The sequence below is a fragment of the Betaproteobacteria bacterium genome (genome assembly GCA_009693245.1).
In the GTDB taxonomy this organism is placed as follows: domain Bacteria; phylum Pseudomonadota; class Gammaproteobacteria; order Burkholderiales; family SHXO01; genus SHXO01.
The window spans coordinates 1-25,328 of the sequence record SHXO01000044.1 but is presented as its reverse complement, the minus strand read 5'-3'; the positions used below and the strand labels follow the sequence as shown (position 1 = coordinate 25,328).

The 25,328-nt window shown below is 58.8% G+C and carries 24 protein-coding genes and 2 pseudogenes; 7 read left to right on the top strand and 19 right to left on the bottom strand.

Annotated elements, in window-relative coordinates; all coding sequences use genetic code 11:
* The 9 genes from EXR36_08960 to EXR36_08920 form a co-directional block, all read right to left on the bottom strand.
* Positions 1 to 220 (bottom strand): hypothetical protein (locus EXR36_08960; GenBank protein MSQ59748.1); only part of this gene is annotated, 220 nt, incomplete at its 3' end.
* Positions 221 to 438: 218 nt separating this feature from the next.
* Positions 439 to 792 carry a PEP-CTERM sorting domain-containing protein gene (locus EXR36_08955; protein ID MSQ59747.1) on the bottom strand — a complete coding sequence of 118 codons (354 nt, stop codon included), beginning with the start codon at positions 790 to 792 and terminating at the stop codon, positions 439 to 441.
* A gap of 779 nt (positions 793 to 1,571) precedes the next feature.
* Positions 1,572 to 2,405 (bottom strand): pantoate--beta-alanine ligase, encoded by an 834-nt coding sequence (locus EXR36_08950; GenBank protein MSQ59746.1) that lies wholly within the window; start codon positions 2,403 to 2,405, stop codon positions 1,572 to 1,574.
* Positions 2,406 to 2,443: 38 nt separating this feature from the next.
* Positions 2,444 to 3,085, bottom strand: a complete 642-nt coding sequence (locus tag EXR36_08945; GenBank protein ID MSQ59745.1) for a deoxynucleoside kinase — start codon at positions 3,083 to 3,085, stop codon at positions 2,444 to 2,446.
* Positions 3,075 to 3,713, bottom strand: a complete 639-nt coding sequence (gene folK / locus EXR36_08940) for a 2-amino-4-hydroxy-6-hydroxymethyldihydropteridine diphosphokinase (protein ID MSQ59744.1) — start codon at positions 3,711 to 3,713, stop codon at positions 3,075 to 3,077. Before folK ends, EXR36_08945 begins: the two co-directional genes overlap by 11 nt.
* The gene (pcnB, locus tag EXR36_08935; protein MSQ59743.1) at positions 3,578 to 4,921 is read right to left on the bottom strand and encodes a polynucleotide adenylyltransferase PcnB; all 1,344 of its coding nucleotides are present in this window, start codon (positions 4,919 to 4,921) and stop codon (positions 3,578 to 3,580) included. The genes folK and pcnB overlap by 136 nt, the downstream gene beginning before the upstream one ends.
* Positions 4,922 to 4,961: 40 nt before the next feature.
* A complete protein-coding gene (locus tag EXR36_08930) occupies positions 4,962 to 5,618 on the bottom strand; it encodes an HAD family hydrolase (GenBank protein MSQ59742.1) in 657 nt (218 codons plus the stop codon).
* 91 nt (positions 5,619 to 5,709) lie between these two features.
* Positions 5,710 to 6,339 (bottom strand): DnaA regulatory inactivator Hda, encoded by a 630-nt coding sequence (locus tag EXR36_08925; protein ID MSQ59741.1) that lies wholly within the window; start codon positions 6,337 to 6,339, stop codon positions 5,710 to 5,712.
* Positions 6,336 to 7,394, bottom strand: a complete 1,059-nt coding sequence (locus EXR36_08920; protein MSQ59740.1) for an AI-2E family transporter — start codon at positions 7,392 to 7,394, stop codon at positions 6,336 to 6,338. Before EXR36_08920 ends, EXR36_08925 begins: the two co-directional genes overlap by 4 nt.
* Before the next feature lie 150 nt (positions 7,395 to 7,544).
* On the opposite strand from EXR36_08920, the gene EXR36_08915 reads away from it, so the two are divergent.
* The 6 genes from EXR36_08915 to EXR36_08890 all read left to right on the top strand — a co-directional run bounded on the left by EXR36_08915 (position 7,545) and on the right by EXR36_08890 (position 13,838).
* Complete coding sequence (locus EXR36_08915; GenBank protein MSQ59739.1) at positions 7,545 to 8,588, top strand: phosphoribosylformylglycinamidine cyclo-ligase; 1,044 nt, start codon at positions 7,545 to 7,547, stop codon at positions 8,586 to 8,588.
* Positions 8,585 to 9,220 carry a phosphoribosylglycinamide formyltransferase gene (locus EXR36_08910; GenBank protein MSQ59738.1) on the top strand — a complete coding sequence of 212 codons (636 nt, stop codon included), beginning with the start codon at positions 8,585 to 8,587 and terminating at the stop codon, positions 9,218 to 9,220. The genes EXR36_08915 and EXR36_08910 overlap by 4 nt, the downstream gene beginning before the upstream one ends.
* Complete coding sequence (locus EXR36_08905) at positions 9,217 to 9,918, top strand: DUF3108 domain-containing protein (GenBank protein MSQ59737.1); 702 nt, start codon at positions 9,217 to 9,219, stop codon at positions 9,916 to 9,918. Before EXR36_08910 ends, EXR36_08905 begins: the two co-directional genes overlap by 4 nt.
* 1 nt (position 9,919) lies before the next feature.
* Entirely contained in the window at positions 9,920 to 11,185 is a 1,266-nt protein-coding gene (locus EXR36_08900; protein ID MSQ59736.1) for an RsmB/NOP family class I SAM-dependent RNA methyltransferase, read from the top strand.
* A gap of 1 nt (position 11,186) precedes the next feature.
* Positions 11,187 to 12,524 carry a mechanosensitive ion channel gene (locus EXR36_08895; GenBank protein MSQ59735.1) on the top strand — a complete coding sequence of 446 codons (1,338 nt, stop codon included), beginning with the start codon at positions 11,187 to 11,189 and terminating at the stop codon, positions 12,522 to 12,524.
* Between the two features lie 135 nt (positions 12,525 to 12,659).
* Positions 12,660 to 13,838: an acyl-CoA desaturase gene (locus tag EXR36_08890; GenBank protein ID MSQ59734.1), complete on the top strand. Its 1,179-nt coding sequence runs from the start codon at positions 12,660 to 12,662 to the stop codon at positions 13,836 to 13,838.
* A 62-nt stretch (positions 13,839 to 13,900) separates the two neighbouring features.
* Here EXR36_08890 and rpmG read toward each other — a convergent pair whose 3' ends face one another.
* The 3 genes and pseudogenes from rpmG to EXR36_08875 all read right to left on the bottom strand — a co-directional run bounded on the left by rpmG (position 13,901) and on the right by EXR36_08875 (position 14,492).
* Positions 13,901 to 14,056, bottom strand: coding sequence for a 50S ribosomal protein L33 (rpmG, locus tag EXR36_08885; GenBank protein MSQ59733.1), 156 nt, complete (start codon positions 14,054 to 14,056; stop codon positions 13,901 to 13,903).
* Between the two features lie 11 nt (positions 14,057 to 14,067).
* Positions 14,068 to 14,304 (bottom strand): 50S ribosomal protein L28, encoded by a 237-nt coding sequence (locus EXR36_08880; protein ID MSQ59732.1) that lies wholly within the window; start codon positions 14,302 to 14,304, stop codon positions 14,068 to 14,070.
* A gap of 101 nt (positions 14,305 to 14,405) precedes the next feature.
* Positions 14,406 to 14,492, bottom strand: a pseudogene (locus EXR36_08875) (hypothetical protein).
* Between the two features lie 158 nt (positions 14,493 to 14,650).
* Here EXR36_08875 and EXR36_08870 point away from each other — a divergent pair.
* Positions 14,651 to 14,953, top strand: coding sequence for a hypothetical protein (locus EXR36_08870; protein ID MSQ59731.1), 303 nt, complete (start codon positions 14,651 to 14,653; stop codon positions 14,951 to 14,953).
* A gap of 16 nt (positions 14,954 to 14,969) precedes the next feature.
* On the opposite strand, the gene EXR36_08865 is transcribed toward EXR36_08870, so the two are convergent.
* The 7 genes and pseudogenes from EXR36_08865 to EXR36_08835 form a co-directional block, all read right to left on the bottom strand.
* Positions 14,970 to 15,956, bottom strand: a complete 987-nt coding sequence (locus EXR36_08865) for a tetratricopeptide repeat protein (protein ID MSQ59730.1) — start codon at positions 15,954 to 15,956, stop codon at positions 14,970 to 14,972.
* A 12-nt stretch (positions 15,957 to 15,968) separates the two neighbouring features.
* A complete protein-coding gene (gene ilvD, locus EXR36_08860) occupies positions 15,969 to 17,645 on the bottom strand; it encodes a dihydroxy-acid dehydratase (GenBank protein MSQ59729.1) in 1,677 nt (558 codons plus the stop codon).
* 34 nt (positions 17,646 to 17,679) lie between these two features.
* On the bottom strand, positions 17,680 to 21,258 hold the full coding sequence (locus EXR36_08855) for a 5-oxoprolinase (protein MSQ59728.1): 3,579 nt from the start codon (positions 21,256 to 21,258) through the stop codon (positions 17,680 to 17,682).
* Positions 21,255 to 22,256, bottom strand: a complete 1,002-nt coding sequence (locus tag EXR36_08850) for an LLM class flavin-dependent oxidoreductase (protein ID MSQ59727.1) — start codon at positions 22,254 to 22,256, stop codon at positions 21,255 to 21,257. Before EXR36_08850 ends, EXR36_08855 begins: the two co-directional genes overlap by 4 nt.
* A gap of 186 nt (positions 22,257 to 22,442) precedes the next feature.
* Entirely contained in the window at positions 22,443 to 22,811 is a 369-nt protein-coding gene (locus tag EXR36_08845) for a hypothetical protein (GenBank protein ID MSQ59726.1), read from the bottom strand.
* Between the two features lie 373 nt (positions 22,812 to 23,184).
* Positions 23,185 to 23,921, bottom strand: a pseudogene (gene phbB, locus EXR36_08840) (acetoacetyl-CoA reductase).
* Between the two features lie 28 nt (positions 23,922 to 23,949).
* The gene (locus EXR36_08835; protein ID MSQ59725.1) at positions 23,950 to 24,717 is read right to left on the bottom strand and encodes a glucose 1-dehydrogenase; all 768 of its coding nucleotides are present in this window, start codon (positions 24,715 to 24,717) and stop codon (positions 23,950 to 23,952) included.
* Between the last annotated feature and the right edge of the window lie 611 nt (positions 24,718 to 25,328).

The following is a 25,328-nucleotide window of genomic DNA, read 5'->3' as shown; positions in this document are numbered from 1 at the left end:
AATCCCCTGCATCCTTGAAAGCGACCCCCAAAAGATAGCGCGCTTGTGCGTTGTTGGGTTCCCTCTTGAGCACGTTTCTCAGTTCGATCTGCGCCGCCTTGACCGCGCCTTTGGCAAGATGGCTCTTGGCATTGTCCACTTTACCTTCCGGGTCCGCATTGCAGCCCGCGATCAAGCCTAGGGGAACGATAAGGCAATAGACTAATAATGGATTCGGCATGATAGGCAGGTCGTCTCGGGTTGATGGTCTTGGTTAGCGTATTGTACGGAGCCTAGCAAGAACTCTGCGCCACGATGCTTGATGATCATGCCCAGATAACCCAGCGTATCCGCGCGGCAAGTCGCGCTTCGTAGACCGAATAATCTGCCCAGCCAGAAAAAACAAAACCCGCAACCTAGGTCGCGGGTTTTGCACTGGCGAGAATCTTGTAACGGGGTCTACGCTACCCGGCGCCTACGCACGGCTATCAATCCTGCGAGCGCTGCACCCAACAACGCGATACTGCCTGGTTCGGGTACGCCGCCTCCTCCTCCGCCGCCGCCACACTTTGGATCCGTGCTCCCCGGCGGGCAGGTCGCATTTCCGCCACCGGTCTTCAACGCCCATTCCTCGAATCCGTCGTTCGCGGCGAAGTTATCACCGAATCTCGAGTACAGATATACCACAGGGTTGAGCGCACTCGTTACGAATAGGCTATCCGGAATGAGGAAAATCATGTCGTAGCCCATACCCGAACCCTGCTGATTGTCGTAGTTCAGCTTCACGAAGTTATCGATCGCCGCCGTGTCCATGGAGTATATCCACGACAATTTACCCGACCCCTCCCCCAGCTTGTCGTCGGTGGGATCCTGAGTGGTATCACCTTCGAAACCTCCCGGATCCTGGCCAGGTCCGGGTGCCGTATCCTGATTCGCGCCAAAGAAAATTTCGAGGCGGTCCAGGGACAAGAACTTGCCGGTCGCTCTGTTTGTCTGGTTGATATCCAGCAAGAACTCTCGGTAGTCGATCCCGCCGTAGGTCACCTTGGGGAGCTGCGCCAAGTTAAGATCGCTTAGCAGATCCGTCGTGAAGTTCGGATCGGTTTTCTCGTCAAACTGCACCTTGTTGGATACGCTGCCCCGGTCCGAGGTGTTATAGCCCTGCTCGACCCCGGGGATAGGTACAGACGGGGAATCCTGGAGGCGAAGAAAAGGATCCCAAAACCCAGTCCCTACGACATTTCTGTCGGGGCCAGCCGGAATCAAATAGATCGCATTGTTGATCGTTGCGGAGCTGCCGTAGCTAGTCAAGTCATACATCGTAGGTGCACCGTACGAGCCCGCGCTTGCGCTCATAAGTACGGCTACCGTAATCAAAGATCTCTTCATTTCTGTCGGCTCCTGTATTTTGTCTTTGCCCTCCATAGAGTAGACGCCCAACCCCCTGGTCATCCTCAATGAATCGGCTCAGCCGCTGTAAAGCAATTGCTGTTCCAAAATTTTATCTATTTGATTAATAACCATTTGTAATTCAACGACAAGGGCGAGTGTAAAGTTTTCCGACACTACATTCAAACTGGCAACCCATAATCCTACGGTGCCATGACTTCAAGATTATCGATCAGCCGCGTTTGCCCAAGTTTAGCGGCGCCTAGTAGAACCAGGTCTTTATGCTGAGGCTCCGGGCGAGACAGCCCGCGCTGGGTTCGGACCACGACGTAATCCACATTCCATCCGTGACGCGCAAGCAGCGCGCCCGCCGCATATTCCATCGCAACGAAATTCCGGTCGCCCGCCGCCACGGAATCCCTAATCTGAAGTATCGCTTGGCGAAGGCGGATGGCCTCTTTCCTTTGTTCGAGAGACAGATACCGGTTGCGCGAGGACAGTGCCAGCCCATCCTCCGCGCGTATGGTTTCCGCAGGAATGATGCGAATGGGTAGGGAAAACTGGTCGGTCATGTGGCGAACGATCGCCAGTTGCTGGTAATCCTTTTTGCCAAAAACGGCGACTTGGGGCTGAACGATGTGGAAGAGCTTGAGCACCACCGTGGCCATGCCACGAAAATGGCCACGGCGGAAGCGGCCTTCGAGGATATTGGCAACTTTGGGCAGATCGACGTAGTAGACTTGCGGCTCGGGATACATTTCCTTTTCCTCCGGCGCAAACACGATCGTGTTGCCCCTAGCCTCAAGCTTGGCGCAGTCGTCCTCGAAGGTGCGGGGATACTTGTCGAAGTCCTCGCCTTGGCCAAACTGGAGGCGGTTGACGAAGATTGTGGTCACGACGCAAGAAGCTTGTTCACGAGCCAGACCCACTAAACTTAAGTGGCCCTCGTGAATGTTGCCCATGGTGGGTACGCAGCCTACCTGTTTCTCGGTGGCTAGGCGCTGCCTGAGTTCTCGGACTGTATGGATGACTTCCATTTTCGTGAGCCGCCCTTAGAGGCGGTTGGAACGGGCTTCTAACTCCCCAGATTGAAGAATTCCCTGGGACCTCGCATTTCGGTGATGCGGCGCAACAGTAAATCAAAATCCTCCAGGCGATCAACAAAATTCAAACGCGTGCTGTTAATAATTAGCAGGGGAGCGGCCGTGTACTCGTGGAAGTAGCGGCTATAGGCCTCGCTCAAGCGGCGCAGGTAATCCTCGGAAATGGCATTCTCGTACTCCTTCGCCCGGCGGCGAACTCGTTCCAAGAGCGTGACCGTGGGTGCTTGCAGGTAAATCACCAGGTCCGGTAGCGGTACCTGGGGCGAGAGATGCGCAAAGATCTGTTGATAGAGCCCAAGCTCGGCGTCCCCTAGGGTGAGCCGAGCAAAGAGGGCATCCTTGTCAAAGAGAAAATCCGCCACGGTGCGCTGCTCGAAGAGATCGCGCTGCTTCAGGGCACTTACCTGGTTGACTCGCTGAAACAAAAAGAACAATTGTGTGGCCAAGGCGTGTCGCGCGGGATCCTTGTAGAAACTACCCAAGAAGGGATTTTTCTCGGGATCTTCCAATAGCAGATCCGCTCCGGAACACTCCGCCAGTTTGCGCGCCAGGGTGGTTTTGCCCGCGCCTATGGGGCCTTCGACCACGATGTAGCGCAAGCGCTCAGGCAGCATGAAGTCGTGTCACTCCTTGAATCGGTAGCCGCGAAAGCAGTTCGCCGATAGGCCCGTGGCCGGGGATCACGATCTCGGGTGCGATCTCGCTCAAGGGAAGCAACACAAAAGCACGTTCATGCATGCGAGGATGCGGAATGATCATGCTCGAGTCACTAGATACCAAATCGTCGTACATCAGCAAGTCCAAATCGAGCGTGCGCGGGCCGTTCTTTTCGCGGCGGACTCTACCGTGGCGCCGCTCCATGACATGCAATTGACCCAGCAATTCCTTGGCGGACAGGCCCGTGCAAAGTTTCGCCACGGCGTTCACGAAATCGGGTTGGTTCTCGATCCCTACCGGCGCCGTGCGGTAAAGGGATGATTTTGCAAGGAGGCGGGTGCGGGGAATCTCCGACAACTCTTTCATCGCCTGCGGGATCGCTTTCAGGACATCGCCCACGTTAGCGCCCAAGCCGATAAACACTTGCTCCCCGCTCACTCCTGGCCTTTTTAGACGGTGGAAGGCGTAACGGCTGGCGATTTCTCTCCTGCTGGGCGGCGGCGGCGCCGTTTGCGCGGCGCGTGGTCCATGAACAGCATGCCTTCGCGCTCCTCGGGCGAGACATCCTGGAAGCGCGTCCACCATTCCCCAAGTTCCTGGTTGGCTTCACCGGCCTCGCAGCGCAATAGCAAGAAATCGTAGCCTGCCCGGTAACGCGGATGCTCAAGCAAGCGATAGGGACGCCGGCCCGCACGATGCTCGAAGCGCGCCTGCAACATCCACAAGTCCTTCATATCCGTGGTGAAGCGCCTCGGGATGGCGAGCTTTTCCACCTGCGCATGAATGATGGAATCCATGGCCTCGTGCAAAGCGGGGATCTCCCTCGCCCCGCCCGCCACGTCTTTACGCCACGCTCCGAGCACTTCAGGCCATAGCAGCGCGGCGAAAAGGAAACCGGGGGACACGGACTTATCGTCTAGCACCCGCCCATCGGTTTTCTCCAGCACCAACATGAGGAAACGTTCACCCAAGGGCTGCGCGAGAATCAGGTCGATCATTGGAAGAAGGCCGTGCAGTAAACCTTCCGCGCGCAACTTTTCCAGGGACGATTTTGCGTGGCCGGACAATAGCAATTTCAGCATCTCTTCGAACACACGGGATGGCGGAACATGGGACATGAGCCCCGCCATCGCGCGAATGGGCGCCTTGGTGCCCGGTTCGATATTGCCATCGAGCTTCGCCGCCATGCGAACGGCGCGAAGCATCCGGACAGGATCTTCCCGGTAACGCTCCTCGGGCACCCCGATCATGCGGATGGTGCGCGACTTGACGTCCGAATATCCATTGCAGTAATCGATAATTTGCTCGGTGGACGGATCGTAGAACAGCGCGTTGACCGTAAAGTCCCGGCGTAGGGAATCCTCTTCCTGGGAGCCGAAAACATTGTCGCGTACGATGCGCCCGTGTTCATCGTGCACTTGGGATTCATCTCCCCCGTTGCCGCTGCCACGAAAAGTGGAAACCTCCACGATGTCATCGCCGAAGGGCACATGCACCAAACGAAACCGCCGGCCGATGATGCGCGCCCGGCGAAACACGCTTTTCACTTGCTCGGGCGTGGCGCCGGTGGCGATGTCGAAATCCTTGGGCACCAACGAGGCCAGCAGATCACGCACGGCCCCTCCCACGACATAGGCTTTATAGCCTTTTTCCTGAAGGCCAAGGATGGTTTTGCGCGCCCCGGAACTGATGCGATCGCGGGTTAATCCATGCTCGGAAACTTCGATGGTACGCGGGCCATGGCCGCGTTTGCTCCCAATGGAACGTACCCGGTCCAAAAACTTCTTCAGCATTGAATAATCGATACCAGATGCAACGGGTAATCCATTTCGGTTAGCGTAGGGAAATAATCATCCAGTCGTGCTCGATGGCGTGATCCTTCAACGTCTCGTCGGGATCCACCGCAACGGGGTGACTGACTTTGCAAAGCAGAGGCAAATCGTTAAGCGAGTCGCTGTAAAACCAAGTCTCGGAGAAGGACTCCCAGGCCAACTCCATCTCGGCCAGCCAAGCGTTCAAGCGCGTGATCTTACCCTCCCGGAAGGAAGGCGTCCCCTGAACTTGACCGGTAAAACTCCCGTTTTGCTGCTCGGGTTCCGTGGCGATAAGATATTCGATACCGAACTCGCGCGCGATGGGGCCTGTCACGAAGCTGTTGGTGGCCGTGATGATCACGCGAGCGTCATTCTTGTGCCCTTCCACCAAGTCGCGCGCCTTTTGAGTAATCATTGGCTTGATGCGGGATTCCATGAATTCCGCATGCCATAGTTGGAGTTGTTCGGTGGAGTGGCGGGATAAGGGTAGAAGCTGAAAATCGAGAAATTCGCGGATATCAAGCGTCCCCGCCTTGTATTGATCGTAAAACTTCTGGTTGCGGGCCTCGTAGACCTCACGGTCCACGACCCTCTGGTCCATTAGGAATTGCGCCCATTCGAAATCGCTATCTCCAGCCAGAAGCGTATTGTCGAGGTCGAACAATGCAAGCCGCATGTATTGTCAGTGCGAGGGAAAGGTACGAATCAGCCTGGCGGGCTTGCCCATGCCTCGGAGTGCGAGGATAACCCCGAGAGTATATCGCAAGTCACTGAATTGCCGGCCATCTATGTTCATCCAGGCATTGCCTCAGGAGAGGGAGAGTGATAGAGCGCTGTAACTTCACCGATAAGCGATCCAGAGCATCGAGCGTGCTCAACAAGGCGGCCATGTCGCGCGGACAGTGCCGGAGCAGATAGGTCCCGGCATCCGGCGGGAGTTCAAAACCAAGATGGTGTGCGCGCGCGCGCAAGGCGGCGAGTTTCTCGCCATCGGAAAGCGGCCACAGCCGGTACACCAATCCGGCGCCCAAACGGCTGCGCAAATCCTCGCGCAATTCCAGCGAAGCAGGAGGGAGATCTCCGCTTGCCAGCAAAAATCCCGTACCCGCCAAGGCATCTCGTGCCACGGGGAATAAGGCCTCCGCTTGCGCACGGGTTAAGGTCTCTATACCGTCCACCACCGTGAGCGCGGCCGTCCTCGATGCGCTCAGGGTAGCCTTGAGCAGATGGGACCGTCCGCAACCAGACTCTCCCCATAAGTAGATCACGCGAGAGCAGGCTTCCCCGCTTGCCAAGGCACGTAGCGCCTGCACCGCCTCGGTATTGCGGCCCACGACAAAGTTCTCGAGAGTGGGTTCAGGCGCGACCGAGAGTTCGAGAATCAGTTGGTCCATCAGTCCTGATACAAGCTGCCTGCCTTGTATCTGCGCAAGAAGAAGCGCATCAATACCAAGAAGGATGCGGCAAAGGGTATGGCCAAGAGTACGCCAACGAATCCTAGCAAATGGCCGAAAGCCATGATGGCGAAGACTACGCCAAGCGGGTGTAGCCCGATTCGGTCGCCCACCAGCTTTGGAGTCAATACGTAGGACTCCAGTAGCTGGCCCGCCACGAACACTGCCCAAACCCCCGCGACACCTCCCAAGGTCTGGAACTGAGTGATGGCAGCGAAAGTGCCCAGGAGCGCTCCGGTGGCAAAGCCCAAGTAGGGCACAAAACTGAGCGTGCCGGCCAGAACTCCAATGGAAAGCGCACCATCCACGCCAACGATCCACAAGCCAAGACCGTAGATCACGCTCAATGCCACCATCACCGACAACTGGCCCCTCAAGAACTCGCCTAAAACCGAATCGATTTCTCGGACAATACTGCTAATATCGGGAAGAAGGCGGCGAGGTATCAATCCAGCGAGATGACCCGTGAAACGGTGCCAGTCCCGCAGAAAGAAGAACAATGCGATGGGAAGCAAGACCAGCATGCCGGTAAAACTGAGCAAGGCCAGGCCGCTGGCGCCTAAAGTTGGTAACAGGGTTGCCAGTAGGTGGGCGGCGGACTGGAAGTTCTTGGCCAGGGCCTCCTTCAATTTCATCCATCCCTCTCCCGGTTCAAGGCCGGTGCGCTCGGTGATCCAGGGCAAGGCGGTGTGGCGCAACCAATCGAGTAAGGCCGGAACTTTAGCGGACAATATCGCCGTTTGATCGATGACGAGCGGCACCAAAATCACGATCGCCAATACGACACAGGTCATCACCACCACCACGGCCAACGATCTGGGCAGCTTTCGGCGTTGAAGGTAATCCACCATGGGAGTACAGATATAGGCCAGGATTGCCGCAGCGACGAAGGGAGCCAAGATGGGCGCCAGAAGGTGGACCAGCCAAGCCATCGTGAGGACAGCCGCCGCATAGGCGAGATAGCGAATCGATTTCGGCCGAGTAGTATCCATATCCATTAGAATCCGCGCCGCCGGTATCGGTGCATCCCGCGAAAAGAGTACAGCCCTGGCACGCGTGGGTGTGCAATGGTAGCGTACATTCGGCGGGGAGCATCCATCGCGCCCTGATCCGCACACCTCATTTCTCCAAAATATCCCTTCTAATCCATGGCTTCCTCACAAGACTCCGGCCTTTCCTATCGCGACTCCGGTGTGGATATCGATGCCGGTGACAGCTTGGTGGAGCGGATCAAGCCCCTGGCACGCAAGACCCTGCGCGAGGGCGTTCTGGCGGGAATCGGCGGATTTGGTGCGCTATTCGAGGTGCCCAAGCGCTACCGCAACCCCGTCCTGGTCTCCGGAACCGACGGCGTCGGGACCAAGCTCAAGCTCGCCTTCGCCCTCGATCGGCACGACACCATAGGCATCGATCTGGTGGCGATGAGCGTCAACGATATCCTGGTGCAAGGCGCGGAGCCTCTATTCTTCCTGGATTATTTCGCTTGCGGCAAGCTCGATGTGAACACCGCCGCGCAGGTCATCGGTGGCATCGCGCGCGGATGCGAGCAAGCGGGTTGCGCCTTGATTGGCGGAGAAACCGCGGAAATGCCGGGAATGTACGGCGCGGGCGAGTATGATCTGGCGGGTTTCGCCGTGGGAGCGGTGGAGCGCGACCGCATCATCGACGGCAGCCGTATCGCGGTGGGAGATATTCTGTTAGGACTCGCGAGCAGCGGCGCTCATTCCAACGGTTACTCGCTAATCCGAAAAATACTAGAGCGCTCCAAGACGGATCTATCCACGGCTTTAGAGGGGCGCCCGTTAAAAGACTGGTTAATGGCGCCTACTCGAATTTACGTGAAGCCTTTGCTCAGCCTGATGGGCGCGACCGATATCAAGGGCCTCGCCCACATCACCGGTGGCGGACTATTGGAGAATGTGCCACGCATTCTTTCCGAGGATCATCAGGCGGTGATGGACCGCGGCTGCTGGCCGCGCCCAGCATTGTTTCGCTGGTTGCAAGAGGCAGGAGGTGTTGCGGACGGGGAAATGCATCGCGTATTCAACTGCGGGATCGGAATGGTGATGGTGGTAAGCCCAAGCGAGGCACAGGCCGCGATGCATTTTTTAGCGGCGGCGGGTGAAACCGTCTATCGCATCGGTGAAATTCGCGCGCGCCCCCAAGGCGGGCAGGCAGCCATCGTGCGATGAAAAGCATCGTCATCCTGATTTCAGGCCGGGGCAGCAACATGGAAGCGCTCATCGATTCGGAATTGAATGCACGGATTGCCGCGGTTATCTCCAATAGGCCAGACGCCCAAGGGTTGGTCACGGCACGGTCCCGCTGCATCCCCACGGCGGTGGCCGATCACCGAAGTCATGCATCGCGCGAATCCTTCGATCTAGCCCTCATGCAACATATCGAACCCTACCGGCCGGATTTGATCGTACTCGCGGGCTTCATGCGCATACTGACTGAGCGCTTTGTGCACGCATTTCAAGACCGCCTGATCAACATCCACCCTTCCCTGTTGCCCGCGTTTCCTGGAACCAACACCCACCAACGCGCCCTCGAAGAAGGCGTCAAGGTTCACGGCTGTACCGTGCATTTCGTCACCTCCGCGCTCGATGGCGGCCCCATCATCGCGCAGGCGGCAGTGCCGGTGCGCGACGACGATACGCCCGCCAGCCTCGCCGCGCGCGTGCTCGTGCAAGAACATCGCATTCTTCCCGCGGCTGTGCGGTGGTTGCTCGAAGACCGAATTCAGCTCGAAGGCCGGCGTGTGCGCGTAGCCCGCGTAGCGGCGAGCGACCATGTACTCACTTCTCCGGCTTGCTCATGACACGGCTTGTCTTTCTCATTTCGATCGTAATGCTCCCGGCGTTCGGATTCGCGTCGAACCTGCCCAACCGTGTGGAAATACAGTACAAAGTTTCATGGAATGGCATGACCATCGGACAGGCGCAAGACAAGTTCGAGCACGATGGTAAGCAATTCAGCATCGTCTCTCACACCAAGACCGTTGGAATGGCGGCCATGTTGCATAAGCTCACGATTCACCGGGAAGCCCGCGGCACCATTACGAAGACGGGATTGCGAGCGGGCAGTTTTCTCGAAGAACGCTCGAAGAAGCCGAAGAAGACCGCGCGCTTTGACTGGGAAACGAAGCAAATTACCCTTGACAGCGGTAGCGGGCCGCAAACTCTTCCAATGCCCGACCACGCCTTCGACCAATCCTCGTTTGCTTGGAGTTTTGCCTTCGATCCGCCCGATGGCAAGGAGGGCAAGGTCGCGCTCACCGACGGGCGCAAGCTCTCCGAATACCGTTACGCCATCGTGGGCAAGCAAAAACTCAAGACCGCCATCGGCGAACTGGATACGGTACACATCAAAAAAATTCTCGATCCCGGCGACAAGCGCGGATTCGAATTCTGGCTAGCGGCTCAAAACCATTATCTCCCCGTGCGAATTCTATTCACCGACGACGATACCACCGTCGACTCCATCGTGACGCATTTGAGTCCCTCCGCGAATCCCTAAGGTGTCCGCCCGCTGGACTCCCGGGCTCTTGCTCGCCACCACCGCCGCTTTGCAAGAAGTGCTGGACTTCGCCCAACCTGCGGACGCGGTGCTGGGAAATTTCTTTCGCATCCGGCGCCAGCTTGGACATAGGGACCGAGGCCTCATCGCGGACATGGTCTATGCCGTGCTGCGCCACCGGCGATGGTTGGAATCATTAAGCGGCGTGGTCACACCCCGCCGCATGTTGCTCGCCGCCCTGGTGAAGCTCGAGGGGCAACCATTGGGTGTGCTGGAGCATTTCGCGAAGCAAGACGAGTTGCCTTGGCTGGCGCAAGTGAAAGCCGCTCAGCGCGAAGGGCTCCCGCCTGCCGTGCGCCTCGATCTTCCGGACTGGATCTACGACCGGCTCCTCGCGCAGTTCACAGCCACCGAGGTGGAGTCTCTGGGGCGCGCATTGCAGCGCCCTGCCCCCCTCGACTTGCGAGTGAACACCTTCAAGACGACTCGCGAACAAGCCATGGAAAAACTGCATGCGGACGGGATCGAGTGCGAGCCCGCCCGTTATTCCCCCGCCGGAATCCGGCTTACGCAAAAACCCGCGATCAACCGCCACCCGCTATTCGAAAGCGGAGCCATTGAAGTGCAAGACGAAGGCAGCCAGCTCCTGGCCTTCCTGGTGGCGCCTCGCCGGCAAGACATGGTGGTGGATTTTTGCGCTGGGGCGGGTGGCAAGACGCTCGCATTGGGGGCCATGATGCATTCCCAAGGCCGGCTGTATGCCTTCGATGTCTCGGATAAGCGCTTGGGCAACTTGCGTCCGCGCTTGAAGCGTTCCGGCTTGAGCAACGTATTTCCGCAACGCATCGCCGGATCCAACGATTCCCACGTCAAGCGGCTAGCGGGCAAGGTAGACCGCGTCCTCGTGGACGCGCCATGTAGCGGGCTAGGTACCGTGCGCCGCAATCCAGACCTCAAGTGGCGCCAGACCCAGGCTGATATTGGCGAGATGACGACGAAACAATCCGAAATTCTGAGTTCCGCCGCCAAGCTGCTCAAGCCCGGTGGCCGCTTGGTCTACGCCACTTGCAGTCTGCTGCAAGAGGAAAACCAGGCAGTGGTTGAAACTTTCCTCGCGGCCCACCCTGCCTTTCGTGCAGTCAATGCCTGCGGTGCGCTCAAGCCCCTTGGGATCGATCTCGATACGGGCGACTATCTGCGTTTGCGGCCCGATATGCACGAAACCGACGGGTTCTTCGCGGCAGTCATGGAGCACGCCAAGGCATAGCATGAAACCGGGCACGGGTTTTCGCAATCTGATTGCCGCTTTCTTCGCCGAGCTGGAAAAAACGGCAGTGCTGTGGCAGCTTGGCATCATTGCCGCGAGCCTCCTTCTGGCGTGGCTGCTCACTCGCTACCTAAGCATTCGGCTCACCACCACCAAGACTTCCGCCTCCGCCGCCCGCTTCGGGGTGGGGGGCGCGCACCGCTTGTTGCTCCCCGCATGCGCGCTGTTGTGCGTGTTGGTGGCTCGTTTCGCACTCCCTCACCTCGGCATGAGCGTCGCGCTCCTCAATCTGGCGATTCCGCTCTTGGCGTCGCTCGTTCTCATACGCGCGCTCATTTATTTGCTACGCACGGCATTTGACGCGTCGCAGTGGCTAGCACTTTCTGAACGGGCGCTCGCCTGGGCGGTTTGGATCGGGGTCGCTCTCTACATTACGGGCGTTTTACCCGAAATCACGACAGCCCTCGACAGAGTTGGCTTCAAGATGTCTGGCAAGCACATTTCTCTTCTCACGATCGTGCAAGCGCCCATCGTGGTGGCGGTGGCCGCGGTTCTGGGGATGTGGATTGGGCGTCTCATCGAGAGCCGTTTGATGAGCGCCGCGACCGTTGATCTCAACGTGCGCGTGGTCATCTCTCGCCTGGTGCGCGTGGTGCTCATGGTTGTAGCAGTACTCATTGCACTTCCCGCCTTAGGGATAGATGTGACGGTGCTATCGGTGTTTGGCGGCGCCTTGGGGGTGGGGATCGGTTTCGGTCTTCAAAAAATCGCCAGCAACTACGTGAGCGGCTTTACCATCTTGTTAGACAGGTCCATCAGTCCAGGCGCGCTGGTCACCATTGACAACTACTACGGACAAGTCACGCACGTGGGCTCTCGCTACGTGGTCGTGCGAGGCTTGGATGGCACCGAAGCCATCGTTCCGAACGAAACGGTCATTACCTCCGTGGTGATCAATCACTCGTATTCCGACCGCAGAGTACGCGTGGACATAGCGGTGCAAGTGAGCTACCGCAGCGATGTGGAGCATGTCTTGGCGCTACTGCTCGATATTGCAAAAGCGCACCCGCGCGTGCTGGCCGAGCCCGAACCCATGGCGTTACTTAACAGGTTTGGCGATAGCGGCATTGATATGGAGCTCTACGTCTGGATTTCGGATCCGGAAAGCGGGAAGGCCAATGTTCAGTCGGATATCAACCGTGAAATCTGGAAGGTATTTCAGCGCGAGGGGATCGAAATCCCCTATCCGCAACGCGAAATTCGCCTTTTACAAAATACTAAGCCTCTTGGCGGCCCGCAAGGCGCGCCTTCAGTTTCCAATGTTCGAACCGTAACCTGAATACAGTTTGCACCACGTGAGGGGGGCCAAGGTGTTCCTGGCGTGCGTTTCGCCCCGCATTCTGGGATTTAGGTACAATGCGCGCGATTCCCCCTTCAATTTGTATTCCTGCAATCCCACTCCCCAATGGATCTCATGCTCACCTTTCTGTCCGGCGCTATCTCCCTACCTTGGTGGGGATATGTCGTATTGGCCTTAGTGTTGACGCACATCACCATTGCCTGCGTCACCATCTACTTGCACCGCCACCAGGCTCACCGTGGCCTGGATCTGCATCCCGCGGTCAGCCACTTTTTCCGCTTTTGGCTCTGGATTACCACGGGCATGGTCACCAAGGAATGGGTCAGCATTCACCGCAAACACCACGCGAAGTGCGAAACCCCGGAGGATCCCCACAGCCCGCAGGTGTATGGCATCCGTAAGGTGCTTCTGGAAGGCTCGGAACTCTACCGCGCCGCATCCAAGGACAAAGAGCTATTGGCGAAGTACGGGCACGGTACGCCCGATGACTGGATCGAGCGCAATGTGTACAGCAAACATTCCGCAAAGGGGATCGCCCTGATGGCCGTCATCGACATCGTGCTGTTTGGTCCGATTGGACTCACCCTCTGGGCAGTACAGATGTTGTGGATTCCCGTTACGGCGGCAGGAGTCATCAACGGTATAGGTCATTTCAACGGGTACCGTAATTTCCAGACCGAGGATGCCAGCACCAACATCGTGCCCTTCGGAATCTTGATAGGCGGCGAAGAGCTGCATAACAACCATCATGCCTATGCGTCATCGGCGCGGCTGTCGAACAAGTGGTACGAGTTCGACATTGGTTGGTTTTATATCTGTGTACTGGAAATTTTAGGTCTCGCACAGATCAAGAAGGTCGCGCCCTCGATGCGCATCCAACTGCCCAAGCCGAGCTGTGACCTCCACACCCTGCAAGCGGTGATCACCCATCGTTACGATGTGGCGGCGCGCTTCGCCAATACCTTGAAGCATGCGTGCGCCATGGAAATTGGGAAACTGAAGGATCGCGGTCTCGCCATCGACACAAGCCTTTTCCGCAAGTGGTTGCATCGCGATCCAGCCGCCTTGACCACCAACGAAAAGGCCAAGCTGGATGAGGTGCTCAAGACCAGCAAAATGCTGGAGACCATCTACACCATGGGGCAGGAATTGACTGGGGTTTGGAAGCGCTCCACGGCCTCGAAAGAGCAATTGCTGCATTTACTCGAGGACTGGTGCCGCCGCGCCGAACGTAGCGGCATATCGCAGCTACGGGAGTTTTCAACGCAATTGCGCGGTTACGCAACCGCCTAGTTTTTCCCGCCGCATTCAACAAAAAAGCCCTCTTTCGCGGGCTTTTTTGTTGGGGCCGAAGCTCACTTCAGCTTGGTCTCTTTGTAGTTCACGTGCTTGCGAGCAACGGGATCGTACTTTTTCATCTCCATCTTCTCGGGCTTGGTGCGCTTGTTCTTGGTGGTGGTGTAAAAGTGCCCGGTACCGGCGGAGGACTCCAGCTTAATCTTTTCACGCATCTTCCCGCTCCTTAAGCCATTTCGCCACGTGCGCGAATTTCCGCCAGCACCACGCCGAGGCCCTTCTTGTCGATGGTTCGCAAGCCCGCGCGCGACACACGCAGGCGAATCCAGCGCTTTTCGTCCTCCAGCCAAAAACGGCGGGACTGGAGATTGGGGAGAAATTGCCGGCGCGTCCGGTTATTGGCGTGGGAAACATTGTTCCCTTTAACCGGCCTCTTGCCGGTGACTTCACATACTCGTGCCATGGTTGCCTTGAGTGCGCAATGTACGTTGGAAAGGGGCGCTTTATAGCACGGAACAGGGCCGCCCCTCAATAGATTTGCGCCACGTCTTGCGCCAAACAGCGCTACAACAAACCGCGCTCGGCGAAGGACAGGATTCCCGAACCACCCACGACGAAATGATCCAAGACCCGCACGTCGACCAGTTCCAGATCGCATTGCGCGCGCTCCTGCTCTCACGCAACGCCGCTTCGCGCTCCCGCGATGCTTGAAGCAACGTGCCACCTCCGCAACATTCCATTTATTGACCAAGATCAAGACGCCTCAAAGCACGGGAGTTAACGTGAGATCACATGAGAAGGAGCCGTCCATGCATACATTGCGTCTTGTGGCTGCCACACTCGTATTCGGATTCGCCGTTCCGTCTGGCAACGCTCAGAGCATCTCGCAGCGAGGCCAGGCTCTTTACGAACTGCACTGCGGGGCTTGCCATACGTACAGCTTGCACAAGCGCTCCCGCCCCAAGGCGCGCACCTTCGAAGACGTACGCACCTGGGTCAAGCATTGGAGCGGTGTGGAACGATTGAGGTGGGAGAAGCAGGACATCGATGCGGTCACGACCTATCTCAACCGGCAGTATTACAAGTACGAGTGCCCAGGAGACGCCTGTTAGCGCTCGATTCCGTAGGTCATTCGCGAGGTTGCGCCGATTTTTCCAGTATCTGGCGTTGCAACCGTTCCGCCAATTGGGAGTCCGCCTCGGCGAGCTTCTTCGCCGCTTCGGCCAAGGACTGTGCCAAACCCAGGACGTGGTAGGTGCTCGCGAGCCAGTACCAAGCCCTTCCACTGCGTGGCTCAAGCGCCAAGGCCCGCCGCAGAGCCACCACGGCTTCATCGCTCTGGCCAAGGCCCATGCGGGCACGGCCTAATGCGATCCAAGCTTCGTCCTCGTGCTCTTGGGCCGCGGCCCAATCTTGCGCCAGGGCGAACAAGTCCGCCCATCTTTGCTCGGACTCCATGCGCGCGGCACGCAGAAATGCCGGCTGCGCGGGGGCGCCATCCTCCCAAAAGGCAAGGGTATTGATGATTTCCGCCGGCGGGTCATCCAGCAGCCGGTTTACCCATTCCACCGGCAGCGCGTAGTTCAGATCTTCGTCGCGCGCACGGAAGGTGAGAATGCCGATCAAGCGCCCTTCCTCATCGAACAGTCCGCCACCGCTGGCACCTCCCGGAAAACGCGCCGAGATGCGCAAGACCAGCCCCTCATCGTACGGGTGCAAGCCGGTAATGATTCCGCGGGCGGCGCTCATACCGAAACCAGAGCCAAAGCCATGCGCAATGACCACTTGGCCCAGCACCAAATTCGCCGAAGCCACCCGCTCGGGCCGGCTGCCGCTGAAAATAGGCGCGCGTAGCAGACACAGGTCATGCAGAAAATCCGCGCGGTCGAGCTTGGCCAGAAACTGGCGCCGGGGATGTAGAACGACGATTTGGCTGGCGTCGCGAACGGTGTGGCAATTCGCCACGAGCTTGCCCGGCGCCAGTTGAACCGCGGAGCCAATGGTGCGGCTCCCGTTCGAGCGTGTCACGCCGATCTGATAGACGCCGCGATCCGCGATGACAGGAACAGCATGCAGCAATACTCCAGCAAGCAAGGCGAGCCGGAGTATTTGCACGATTTGCCCGAACTACTTGTCCGTCACCGCACCCTTGCTCGCCGTGGATACGAGCTTCACGTACTTGGCCATCAAGCCTTCCTTGTAGCGCGGCTCGGGCTGCTTCCACTGCGCGCGGCGCTTCGCGAGTTCGGACTCGGAGACGTTGAGTTGTATGAGAAGCTTGTGCGCATCGATGGTGATGGAGTCCCCCTCCTGCACCAAGGCGATGGGGCCGCCCACAAAGGCCTCCGGCGCCACGTGGCCCACTACCATGCCCCAGGTCGCGCCGGAGAAGCGGCCATCGGTCAGCAAGCCCACGGTATCCCCCAGGCCTTGGCCGATCAAAGCGGAGGTCGGTGCCAGCATTTCCTGCATGCCGGGCCCGCCCTTGGGTCCCTCGTAGCGAATCACCACCACGTCACCGGCCTTGATCTTCTTGGCCATGATGGCTTCCATGATCTCGTTCTCGGAGTTGAACACACGCGCCGGGCCTGTGATGGAAGGGTTCTTCAATCCGGTGATCTTGGCCACGCAGCCTTCCGGTGCGAGGTTGCCCTTGAGAATAGCCAAGTGGCCTTGCTCGTAGAGCGGTCTGCCGATCGGCCGTATGACGTCCTGGTCCTTGCGCGGCTCACCGGGAACGTTGGCCAGTTCCTCCGCCATGGTCTTGCCGGTGATGGTGAGGCAATCCCCATGCAGCAGGCCGTGATTGAGCAGCATCTTGAGTACTTGCGGAATACCGCCGGCCATGTGCAGATCCACCGCCACGTATTTGCCGGAGGGCTTCAGATCGCAAAAGACCGGCGTCTTCTTGCGAATGCGCTCGAAGTCATCGATCGTCCACTCCACCCCCGCCGCCGAGGCGATGGCGAGGTAGTGCAGCACGGCGTTAGTCGAACCGCCGGTGGCCATCACCAGGGAGACGACGTTCTCGATGGATTTGCGCGTGATGATGTCGCGCGGGCGAATGTTGTTCTTGATGGCATTGACCAGCACCCTCGCCGATTGCGCGGCGGAATCGGCCTTCTCCGCATCGGGAGCCGCCATTTGGGACGAGCCCAGCAGGCTCATGCCGAGCGCCTCGAAGGAAGACGACATGGTGTTGGCGGTAAACATCCCGCCGCACGCCCCCACGGAGGGACAGGCGTTGCGTTCCACGCCGTCGAAATCTTCCTGGGACATCCTGCCGCTGCTAAAAGCCCCCACCGCCTCGAAGGCACTGGCGATGGTGAGCGCTTGGCCCTTCCAGGTTCCAGGCTTGATGGTGCCGCCGTAGACGTAGATGGCCGGCACGTTGATGCGCGCCATGGCCATCATGCCGCCGGGCATGTTCTTGTCGCAGGCGCCCACCACCAGCACGCCGTCCATCATCTGTCCGTTGACGGAAGTTTCGATGGCGTCCGCGATCACTTCGCGGGATACGAGGGAATATTTCATCCCTTCCGTCCCCATGCCGATGCCATCGGTGACGGTAGGCACGCCGAAGACTTGCGGCATGGCGCCAGCGTCCTTGAGCGCCGCCATGGCGCGATCCACCAGGGGCTGAATGCCGGAATTGCACGGATTCATGTTCGAGTGCCCGTTGGCCACGCCCACGATGGGTTTTTGGAAGTCGTTGTCGCCGAATCCCACGGCGCGCAGCATGGCGCGGTTGGGGGAACGGGCCACGCCCTGGGTGATGAATTTGGAACGCCAATTGTCAGCCATGAAATCCTCTAACGGATGCTTGATGATGGTGGCGTTATTCTACCTTCCCAAAACCGCCCCCCGCGGGCGTGTGAAGGACAAAGACATCGCCCGCATGCACTTCGATCTCATGCTGGGCCCCGAACTCCTCGGTGCTGCCATCGGTGCGCTCCACCCAATTGCGCCCGCGGGCGCCCGGCTCGCCACCTTCCAGACCGAAAGGCGGCACGCGCCGGTGATTGGCGAGGATGGCCGCGGTCATGTCTTCCAGGAATCGCATGCGGCGCGATGTGCCATCGCCCCCCCGGTGCTTACCCGCACCGCCGCTGCCACGACGAATTTCAAAGCTCTCCAGCACCACGGGAAAGCGCCATTCCAGCACCTCCGGATCCGTGAGCCGGGTGTTGGTCATATGGGTGTGCACGGCGCTGGTGCCATCGTAATCCGGACCCGCGCCGCTGCCCCCGCAAATGGTCTCGTAGTTCTGATGGCGGGCATTGCCCCAGGTGAAGTTGTTCATCGTGCCTTGCGCCGCTGCTTGGACCCCAAGCGCGCCGTAGAGCGCATCCACCATCGCCTGCGAGGTCTCGACATTGCCCGCCACCACGGCCGCGGGATAGCGGGGCTTCAACATGGAACCCTCGGGGATGATGAGTTGCAGGGGCTTCAAACAGCCGGCATTGAGCGGAATGTCCTCGTCGATCAAGGTGCGAAAGACATAAATCACCGCCGCCTTGCACACCGATGAGGGCGCGTTGAAATTGCTGGCCTGCTGCGCGGAGGTGCCGGTGAAATCGATAATGGCGCTGCGATCCGCGCGATTGACACGAATGGCCACGACGATCCTGGCACCGTTGTCCATTTCGTACTCGAAGCACCCGTCCTTCAATACGGTGAGGAGCCGGCGCACCTGTTCTTCCGCATTGTGTTGCACGTGATGCATGTAGGCCTGCACCACATCCAGGCCAAATTCCGAGATCATTTTCCTCACTTCCTGAATGCCCTTTTCGCAAGAGGCGATCTTGGCCTTGAGGTCGGCGATGTTCTGGCTGGGATTGCGCGCGGGATACTTGCCACTGGCGAGCACGGCGCGAATCTCCGGTTCTCGGAAGCGGCCGTTCTCGACCAGCAATTCATCGTCGAATAACACGCCCTCCTCTTCCACGCTCTTGCTGTTGGGCGGCATGGAGCCGGGCGTGATGCCTCCGATGTCCGCGTGATGGCCGCGCGCCGCCACGAAGAACAGTAAGTTGTCCCCTGTTTCGTCGAAAACTGGGGCCACCACGGTGACATCGGGCAAATGCGTCCCGCCGTGGTAAGGCGCGTTGATCACCCACACGTTGCCCGGCCGCAATGCGTGCTTGCTCGCTTTGACCGCGAGTACGCTATCACCCATGGAACCAAGATGCACGGGGATGTGGGGCGCGTTGGCGACCAACCCGCCATCCTGGTCGAACAGCGCGCAGGAAAAATCCAAGCGCTCCTTGATGTTCACCGAGTACGCAGTGTTGGCGAGCGCCACGCCCATCTGTTCGGCGATGGCCATGAAGCGGTTGTTGAAGATTTCCAGCATCACCGGATCGGCCTGAGTGCCGGCGGCGTGCTCGCGCCTAATGGGAACCGAGCGCCGCAGAACCATGTCGCCACGCGCGCTGATCTCGCCCCTCCAGCCAGGGTCGATCACCGTGGTGGCGCATTCGTCCACGACGATGGCGGGACCGTGCAGGCATTGGCCTACCTTGAGATCATTCCACACGAACAATGGCGCCTGCCGCCAGGCGCCATTGGCGTGCAAGGGTACGAGCGTGCGTGGCTGGCCGTCCCCGTTCGGGGCCGGCATGGTGGCGGCCTGCGACCCCGCACCCACCGCCTCGGCCGATAAGGCTTCGACGATGACGGCTTTGTCCGCCATGGTGAATCCGTAGCGCTCCTGGTAACCGCGCTCGTAGCGCGACATCACACTAGGAAGATCCCCCTCGTTGACTTGCAGGGGCACGTCCGTGCCTTCGTACTTGAGATGTAGGCGGCGGTGGACGAAAATGTTGCCCTCCTGCACTCCTTGCGCCAGCAACTCCGTACGGGCCGAGCTTTCGAGTTGGGCCAGCATGGCACCGATCCTTTCCATGTTGTCCTCGCACAGGGGAAGCTCGGCTGCTTGTTCGCGCATGACACGCACATCGGCCAATCCAATGCCGTAGGCGGAGAGCACGCCAGCCAAGGGATGCACTAGGATGGATGGCATGCCCAAGGTGTCCGCTACGCGGCATGCCACTTGGCCGCCCGCGCCGCCGAAACTCACCAGCGCGTAGCGCGTGACGTCAAAGCCGCGCTGCACGGAGATCTGTTTGATGGCGTTGGCGATGTTCTCCACCGCTACCTTCAAGAAACCCTCCGCCACATCCACCGCTTGCGCCGGCGTAATGCCACCCGCGCCGGAGGTAGGCGCCAGTTCCGCGAATCGTTGCCGCACGGCGTCGCGGTCAAGGGCCTCGCGGCCCGAAGCACCGAATACCTTTGGAAAGAAGTCCGCCTGTATGCGTCCCACCAGAACGTTGGCGTCCGTCACTGTGAGCGGCCCGCCCCGGCGGTAGGCAGCAGGCCCAGGATTGGCGCCCGCCGATTCCGGCCCCACCCGGTAACGCATGCCGTCGAATCGCAATAAGGAGCCTCCGCCAGCGGCGACCGTATGAATCAACATCATCGGTGCGCGCATGCGCGCGCCCGCGACCACGTTATCGAAAGTTCGCTCCAGTTCCCCAGCGTAATGTGTCACATCGGTGGAAGTGCCACCCATGTCGAAGGCGACGAATCGCTCGAATCCCGCTTGTTGCGCAATTGCCTTCGCCCCGACTACACCGCCCGCCGGCCCGGACAGCAGGCTATCTTTTCCTTGAAATCTCCCCGCCTGCGCCAATCCCCCGTTGGACTGCATGAACATGAGGTTCACACCGCTTAGCTGCGAGGCGACTTGGTCCACGTAACGCCGCAAGAGCGGCGACACGTAGGCATCCACCACGGTGGTGTCGCCCCGGCTCACCAGCTTCATGAGCGGGCTGACTTCATGGGAAACGCTGATATGGGTGAAACCGGCTTCACGCGCCAGCTCCGCGACGCGCTGCTCGTGAGCGGAAAAACGATAGCCGTGCATGAAAGCGATGGCACATACGCGCACTCCCGTGCCGTAGGCCTGCGCAAGCACCCGGCGTGCTTGGGCCTCATTGAGTGGCAACAATATTTCTCCGCGCGCGCCCACCCTCTCTTCGATCTCCACGACCTGGCTGTAAAGCATTTCCGGCAGAACGATTTTGCGAGCGAACAACTTGGGCCTGGCCTGGTAGCCGATTCGCAATGCATCGCGAAAACCCCTGGTGATGACCAGCACGGTGGGATCGCCTTTTCGCTCTAGCAACGCGTTGGTCGCCACCGTGGTGCCCATCTTCACCGCGCTCAAAGCTTCGGGCGGGATGGGCCCCTCGGCTCCGAGCAGGTCTCGAATGCCTTGCAACGCCGCATCCGGGTAGCGCTCGGGATTCTCCGAAAGCAGCTTGTGCGTCTTGATGGAACCATCGGGGCGCCGAGCCACGATGTCGGTGAAGGTACCCCCGCGGTCGATCCAAAATTCCCATGGGCTCATAGGCCGAATTCCTTCGCCAGCAGGTCATAGGAATGCCAGCGCGCCTGGGAGTCGTAGGTCCAGGTGAGGATCACGATTTCTTGCGCGTTGACCCGCTGCGCAAGTTCGCGCAACCTATCCGCGACTTGGGCGCCCGTCCCAATGATGGCTTTCGTGCGCATCTGGAGAATCTTGCCGCGCTCGGCTTCGCTGTAGGGATGCGCCATGGCTTCCTCCGGCGGCACCATGGGAAGCAGGATGCCTCGGTCGCGTGCCATGCGCCAGCACTCCCGTGTGGAGAAAAGGCGTAGCGCCTCTTGTTCCGTGTCCGCCGCTAAGGCCCACACGCATAAAGACGCATAAGGAGTTGGGTGGCGTTCGCTCGGGCGGTAGTTCCGCCGGTAAGTCTCCAGGGCCTCCTCCGCGCCCTGCCCGTCGGTAATGAAATGAGCGAAGGAATGAGGCAAGCCGAAATGCGCGGCCACCTGGGCACCAAAATCGGAACTACCCAAAACCCATACTTCGGGGGCGGTGCCGCCGGACGGAAATGCGCGCAGCCCCTGGAATACATGGCCAGATGCCAAGGGCTTGCCTTCGATCCATGCCAGCAGGTCTCGCACATTGGAAGGAAAGTGCTCGCTGTCCTGGTCTACATTGGGATTGAGAGCAAAGGCGGTACGCCGGTCGGTTCCGGGCGCACGGCCCACGCCCAGATCGATTCGCCCCGGTGCGATCGCTTCCAGCACGCGAAATTGCTCGGCGACTTTGAAGGTGGAGTAATTGGGAAGCATGATCCCAGCACTGCCCACGCGAATACGTTGCGTGGTGGCGGCCACGGCCGCCATCAAGATTTCGGGCGCGGTCCCAGAGATGCTATCGTGATTATGATGTTCCGCCATCCAGAAACGATGAAACCCCAGCGCTTCGCAATGGCGCGCAAAGGCCATGGTCTCGCGGATGGATTCTTCGTGAAGGCGGCCCTGGACAGCCACGGACTGATCGAGAACGGAAATTTGCACGAGCACAGGCCTATGAGTAAGCAAAGGGCGCCATTACACCCGGACTCACTACCGTATGGCAACTCCTGCGTGCGATGCAAATCCAATAGGGCAAAAAAAACCCCGCAGGTTAAGCCGCGGGGTTGAACCTTTTCCTAAGGAATCCTTAGGGAAAGGGGGAGGAGACGTACGAAGACTACAAAATCCTTACCTCTTGCCCGCTTTCGCGCGCGGGGTGGCCGATTCGACCACTGCTTGAACATTGGCTTCCGCGGCACTGGCGGTCTGCCGCGCGGCCTTGGAGATGGTTTCGAAGGCCGCGGCACCGGCTGCAACCGTGGACTTGATGGCAGCTACAGCAGCATCCGCACCAGCGGGGGCCGACTTGAGCGCTTGGTCAAGGCTGGTATTCAGCACCTTGTTGAATTCCGACACCTTTGATTCCATGACCGACGCGAATTCTTTCTGAGCGTGCTGGGCCACATCGTAAAAACTCTTGGAGAGCGCCATCGCCTTCTCTGCACCTGCTTCGGCGGTTTTCGATTGAGAAGCGACTAAGTCCTGGAAGGTCTTGATTTCACCGTTCTGAACGGAAACTTGGCGGCCTCATTGGAAACTTCTCGGCCTGCCTCGATGCCGGCGTTGAACATGCGTTCCGTTGCATCGATGGAAATACGGGCAAACTGAAGTGCGGCGTCAAGCGTCGATGCGTTAAAGGCGGAAATATGCTAGGGGGTTGCAAACATTCTCGGTTACTCCTGTTACTCAAGGGTCAGTGGGACAAGGACTTCAAGGGCCGCCTAAAACTACCGGGCCACCTGCCTTCCTCATTTGTTGCTCTGCAAAAATCGCTATTTTAAGGAGAACTTAACGCTTGTCAACAGGTTTTTGTGCGATGCCGCAAAATAATATGAGGCATCGCAAAAATTCAAGGTGCCCACCCTGGAACCTACCCCATATGTAATCCGCCGTTAATGGAGAAGTCCGCCCCAGTGGCGTTGCCGGACTCCTCCGACGCCAGCCACGCCACGATGGAGCCAATCTCCTCGGGGGTGCCCAGGCGGCGGGTCGGAATACCTGCCACGATTTTCTACAGGAATTCGGGGCGAACGTCTTTCACCATATCGGTTCCGATGTAGCCGGGTGACACTGTATTTACCGTAACACCTTTGCTCGCCACCTCTTGGGCCAAGGCCATGGTGAAACCGTGGATTCCTGCCTTTGCGGTGGAATAGTTGGTCTGGCCGAATTGGCCCTTCTGCCCATTTACCGAGGAAATGTTGATAATGCGGCCCCAACCACGTTCCAGCATGTCTTCAATGACTTGCTTAGTGACATTGAACAGGCTGTTGAGGTTTGTATTGATGACCGCATCCCAGTCCGCTCGGGTCATTTTGCGAAAAATACTGTCCTTTGTAATGCCCGCATTGTTCACGAGTACCGCCACGGGACCATGCTCGGCCCGGATCTTCTCGAAGGCGGCCGTTGTGGAGGCCCAATCCGCCACGTTTCCGACCGAAGCATGGAAGTCGTAACCCAGGGCTTTTTGCTCCCCCAACCACTTGCCGAAGTCGCGGTTCGGGCCGCAACCCGCGATCACCTCGAATCCGTCTTACATAGGCGTTGGCAGATTGCAGTACCGATTCCGCCCATTCCGCCTGTTACGTACGCTAATTTCTTTCCCATCGCCTACTTCTTTTCTGGCGCTGGAGGTCTATACCTGAACAGAGAAACCACCGTCCACGGGAATCGCCGTGCCGGTGACAAAATCCGATGCGGAGGAAGACAAGAAAACGGCGATTCCCGCCAAATCGGCAGGTACCCCCCAGCGCCCCGCGGGGGTACGCGCGATGACGCGCTCATGCAAGCCCTCCACTTCGACGCGGGATCGTTTGGTGAGATCCGTGTCGATCCACCCTGGTAATACCGCATTGACCTGGATGTTGTCCTTGGCCCACGCCGTGGCGAAGGCGCGGGTCATCTGAACGATGCCGCCTTTGCTTGCGCTATAAACCATCGCGAACGAGGCGCCAAAAATCGAAGTCATCGATCCGATATTGATCACCTTTCCGGAACCTGCTTGCTTAAACTCCGGATAGGCCGCCTGAGAACATAGAAAAGCACTCGTGAGGTTGGTGTCCATGATTTGGCGCCACTCCTCCAGGGAATAATCTTGGGGCGCCTTGCGGATATTCATCCCGGCATTATTCACCAGGATATCCAGCCGCCCGAACTTGCCTGCTGTGGAACGAATTAAACGCTGGCAGTCTTCAATCTGAGTGACATCGGCAACCTGGGAGGCCACCTCCACGCCAAACTCCCTGAGTTCCTTCAGGGCACGCGCATTCTTCGACTCGTTGCGGCCCGCGATCATCACGCTCGCGCCCCCCTGGGCGAGGCCGCGCGCCATGCCTAAGCCGATCCCCCCGTTTCCGCCGGTGACGATGGCGACGCGGCCCTTCAAATCAAATGCGTTATTCATGGTTTGCCTCTCGGTCTAGCGCGCCCAAGCTCACTCGGAGGCGCTCACCAAATGCCCACATTTTCTGTGGACAACTATGTGCATCAAATACGAGACCACTTGACGGGGCGTGCTTTCCGGCGCGATATACAGGCTTCGTGCAGCGATTGGGCAAGCATTTTTCCTATTGACATTCATTTACTTATGTGCAAGACGTTGTTCTGCTAGGGTTTTGGCGTTCTGTTGAAGCAAAGTCTCAAGAGATGTGTATAAGTAATCATTGACAAGCCCGCAAAGCGGCGGTTTTACACGGGCCTGTCTTGCTAAGTGGTTACGGGAATGTGAATTTTTCGGCATTTGCGAAGCGCGAATTCCCGGTGCCTCCAGTTGCCTCGGTTGTACGCCAATTCTCCTGGCAGATCGAAACTACACACTACCGCGAACCGCGTCAATCGGATCTATTGGTGGCGCAAATACCTCGCATAAAACCCGATCGCCTCCGCATAATGCTTCAGGGCGATACGCTCGTCGCGGCCGTGGAAACGCGCAACGTCCTGGGCATCCACACGCACGGGAATGAAGCGGTAGATGTTCTCCGCGATATCCCGGTAGTAGCGCGAATCCGTGGAGCC

What these genes read in the sequence shown, in the direction of transcription:
- EXR36_08950 (MSQ59746.1), bottom strand. Translation starts at nt 2,405, where the DNA reads ATGGAAGTCATCCATACAGTCCGAGAACTCAGGCAGCGCCTAGCCACC.
- EXR36_08870 (MSQ59731.1), top strand. Translation starts at nt 14,651, where the DNA reads ATGCATACATTGCGTCTTGTGGCTGCCACACTCGTATTCGGATTCGCC.
- EXR36_08835 (MSQ59725.1), bottom strand. Translation starts at nt 24,717, where the DNA reads ATGAATAACGCATTTGATTTGAAGGGCCGCGTCGCCATCGTCACCGGC.
- folK (MSQ59744.1), bottom strand. Translation starts at nt 3,713, where the DNA reads ATGGTGGACGCGCTTCCAGGATGTCTCGCCCGAGGAGCGCGAAGGCAT.
- pcnB (MSQ59743.1), bottom strand. Translation starts at nt 4,921, where the DNA reads ATGCTGAAGAAGTTTTTGGACCGGGTACGTTCCATTGGGAGCAAACGC.
- EXR36_08945 (MSQ59745.1), bottom strand. Translation starts at nt 3,085, where the DNA reads ATGCTGCCTGAGCGCTTGCGCTACATCGTGGTCGAAGGCCCCATAGGC.
- ilvD (MSQ59729.1), bottom strand. Translation starts at nt 17,645, where the DNA reads ATGGCTGACAATTGGCGTTCCAAATTCATCACCCAGGGCGTGGCCCGT.
- EXR36_08895 (MSQ59735.1), top strand. Translation starts at nt 11,187, where the DNA reads ATGAAACCGGGCACGGGTTTTCGCAATCTGATTGCCGCTTTCTTCGCC.
- EXR36_08890 (MSQ59734.1), top strand. Translation starts at nt 12,660, where the DNA reads ATGCTCACCTTTCTGTCCGGCGCTATCTCCCTACCTTGGTGGGGATAT.
- EXR36_08910 (MSQ59738.1), top strand. Translation starts at nt 8,585, where the DNA reads ATGAAAAGCATCGTCATCCTGATTTCAGGCCGGGGCAGCAACATGGAA.
- rpmG (MSQ59733.1), bottom strand. Translation starts at nt 14,056, where the DNA reads ATGCGTGAAAAGATTAAGCTGGAGTCCTCCGCCGGTACCGGGCACTTT.
- EXR36_08905 (MSQ59737.1), top strand. Translation starts at nt 9,217, where the DNA reads ATGACACGGCTTGTCTTTCTCATTTCGATCGTAATGCTCCCGGCGTTC.
- EXR36_08855 (MSQ59728.1), bottom strand. Translation starts at nt 21,258, where the DNA reads ATGAGCCCATGGGAATTTTGGATCGACCGCGGGGGTACCTTCACCGAC.
- EXR36_08930 (MSQ59742.1), bottom strand. Translation starts at nt 5,618, where the DNA reads ATGCGGCTTGCATTGTTCGACCTCGACAATACGCTTCTGGCTGGAGAT.
- EXR36_08955 (MSQ59747.1), bottom strand. Translation starts at nt 792, where the DNA reads ATGGACACGGCGGCGATCGATAACTTCGTGAAGCTGAACTACGACAAT.
- EXR36_08920 (MSQ59740.1), bottom strand. Translation starts at nt 7,394, where the DNA reads ATGGATATGGATACTACTCGGCCGAAATCGATTCGCTATCTCGCCTAT.
- EXR36_08880 (MSQ59732.1), bottom strand. Translation starts at nt 14,304, where the DNA reads ATGGCACGAGTATGTGAAGTCACCGGCAAGAGGCCGGTTAAAGGGAAC.
- EXR36_08915 (MSQ59739.1), top strand. Translation starts at nt 7,545, where the DNA reads ATGGCTTCCTCACAAGACTCCGGCCTTTCCTATCGCGACTCCGGTGTG.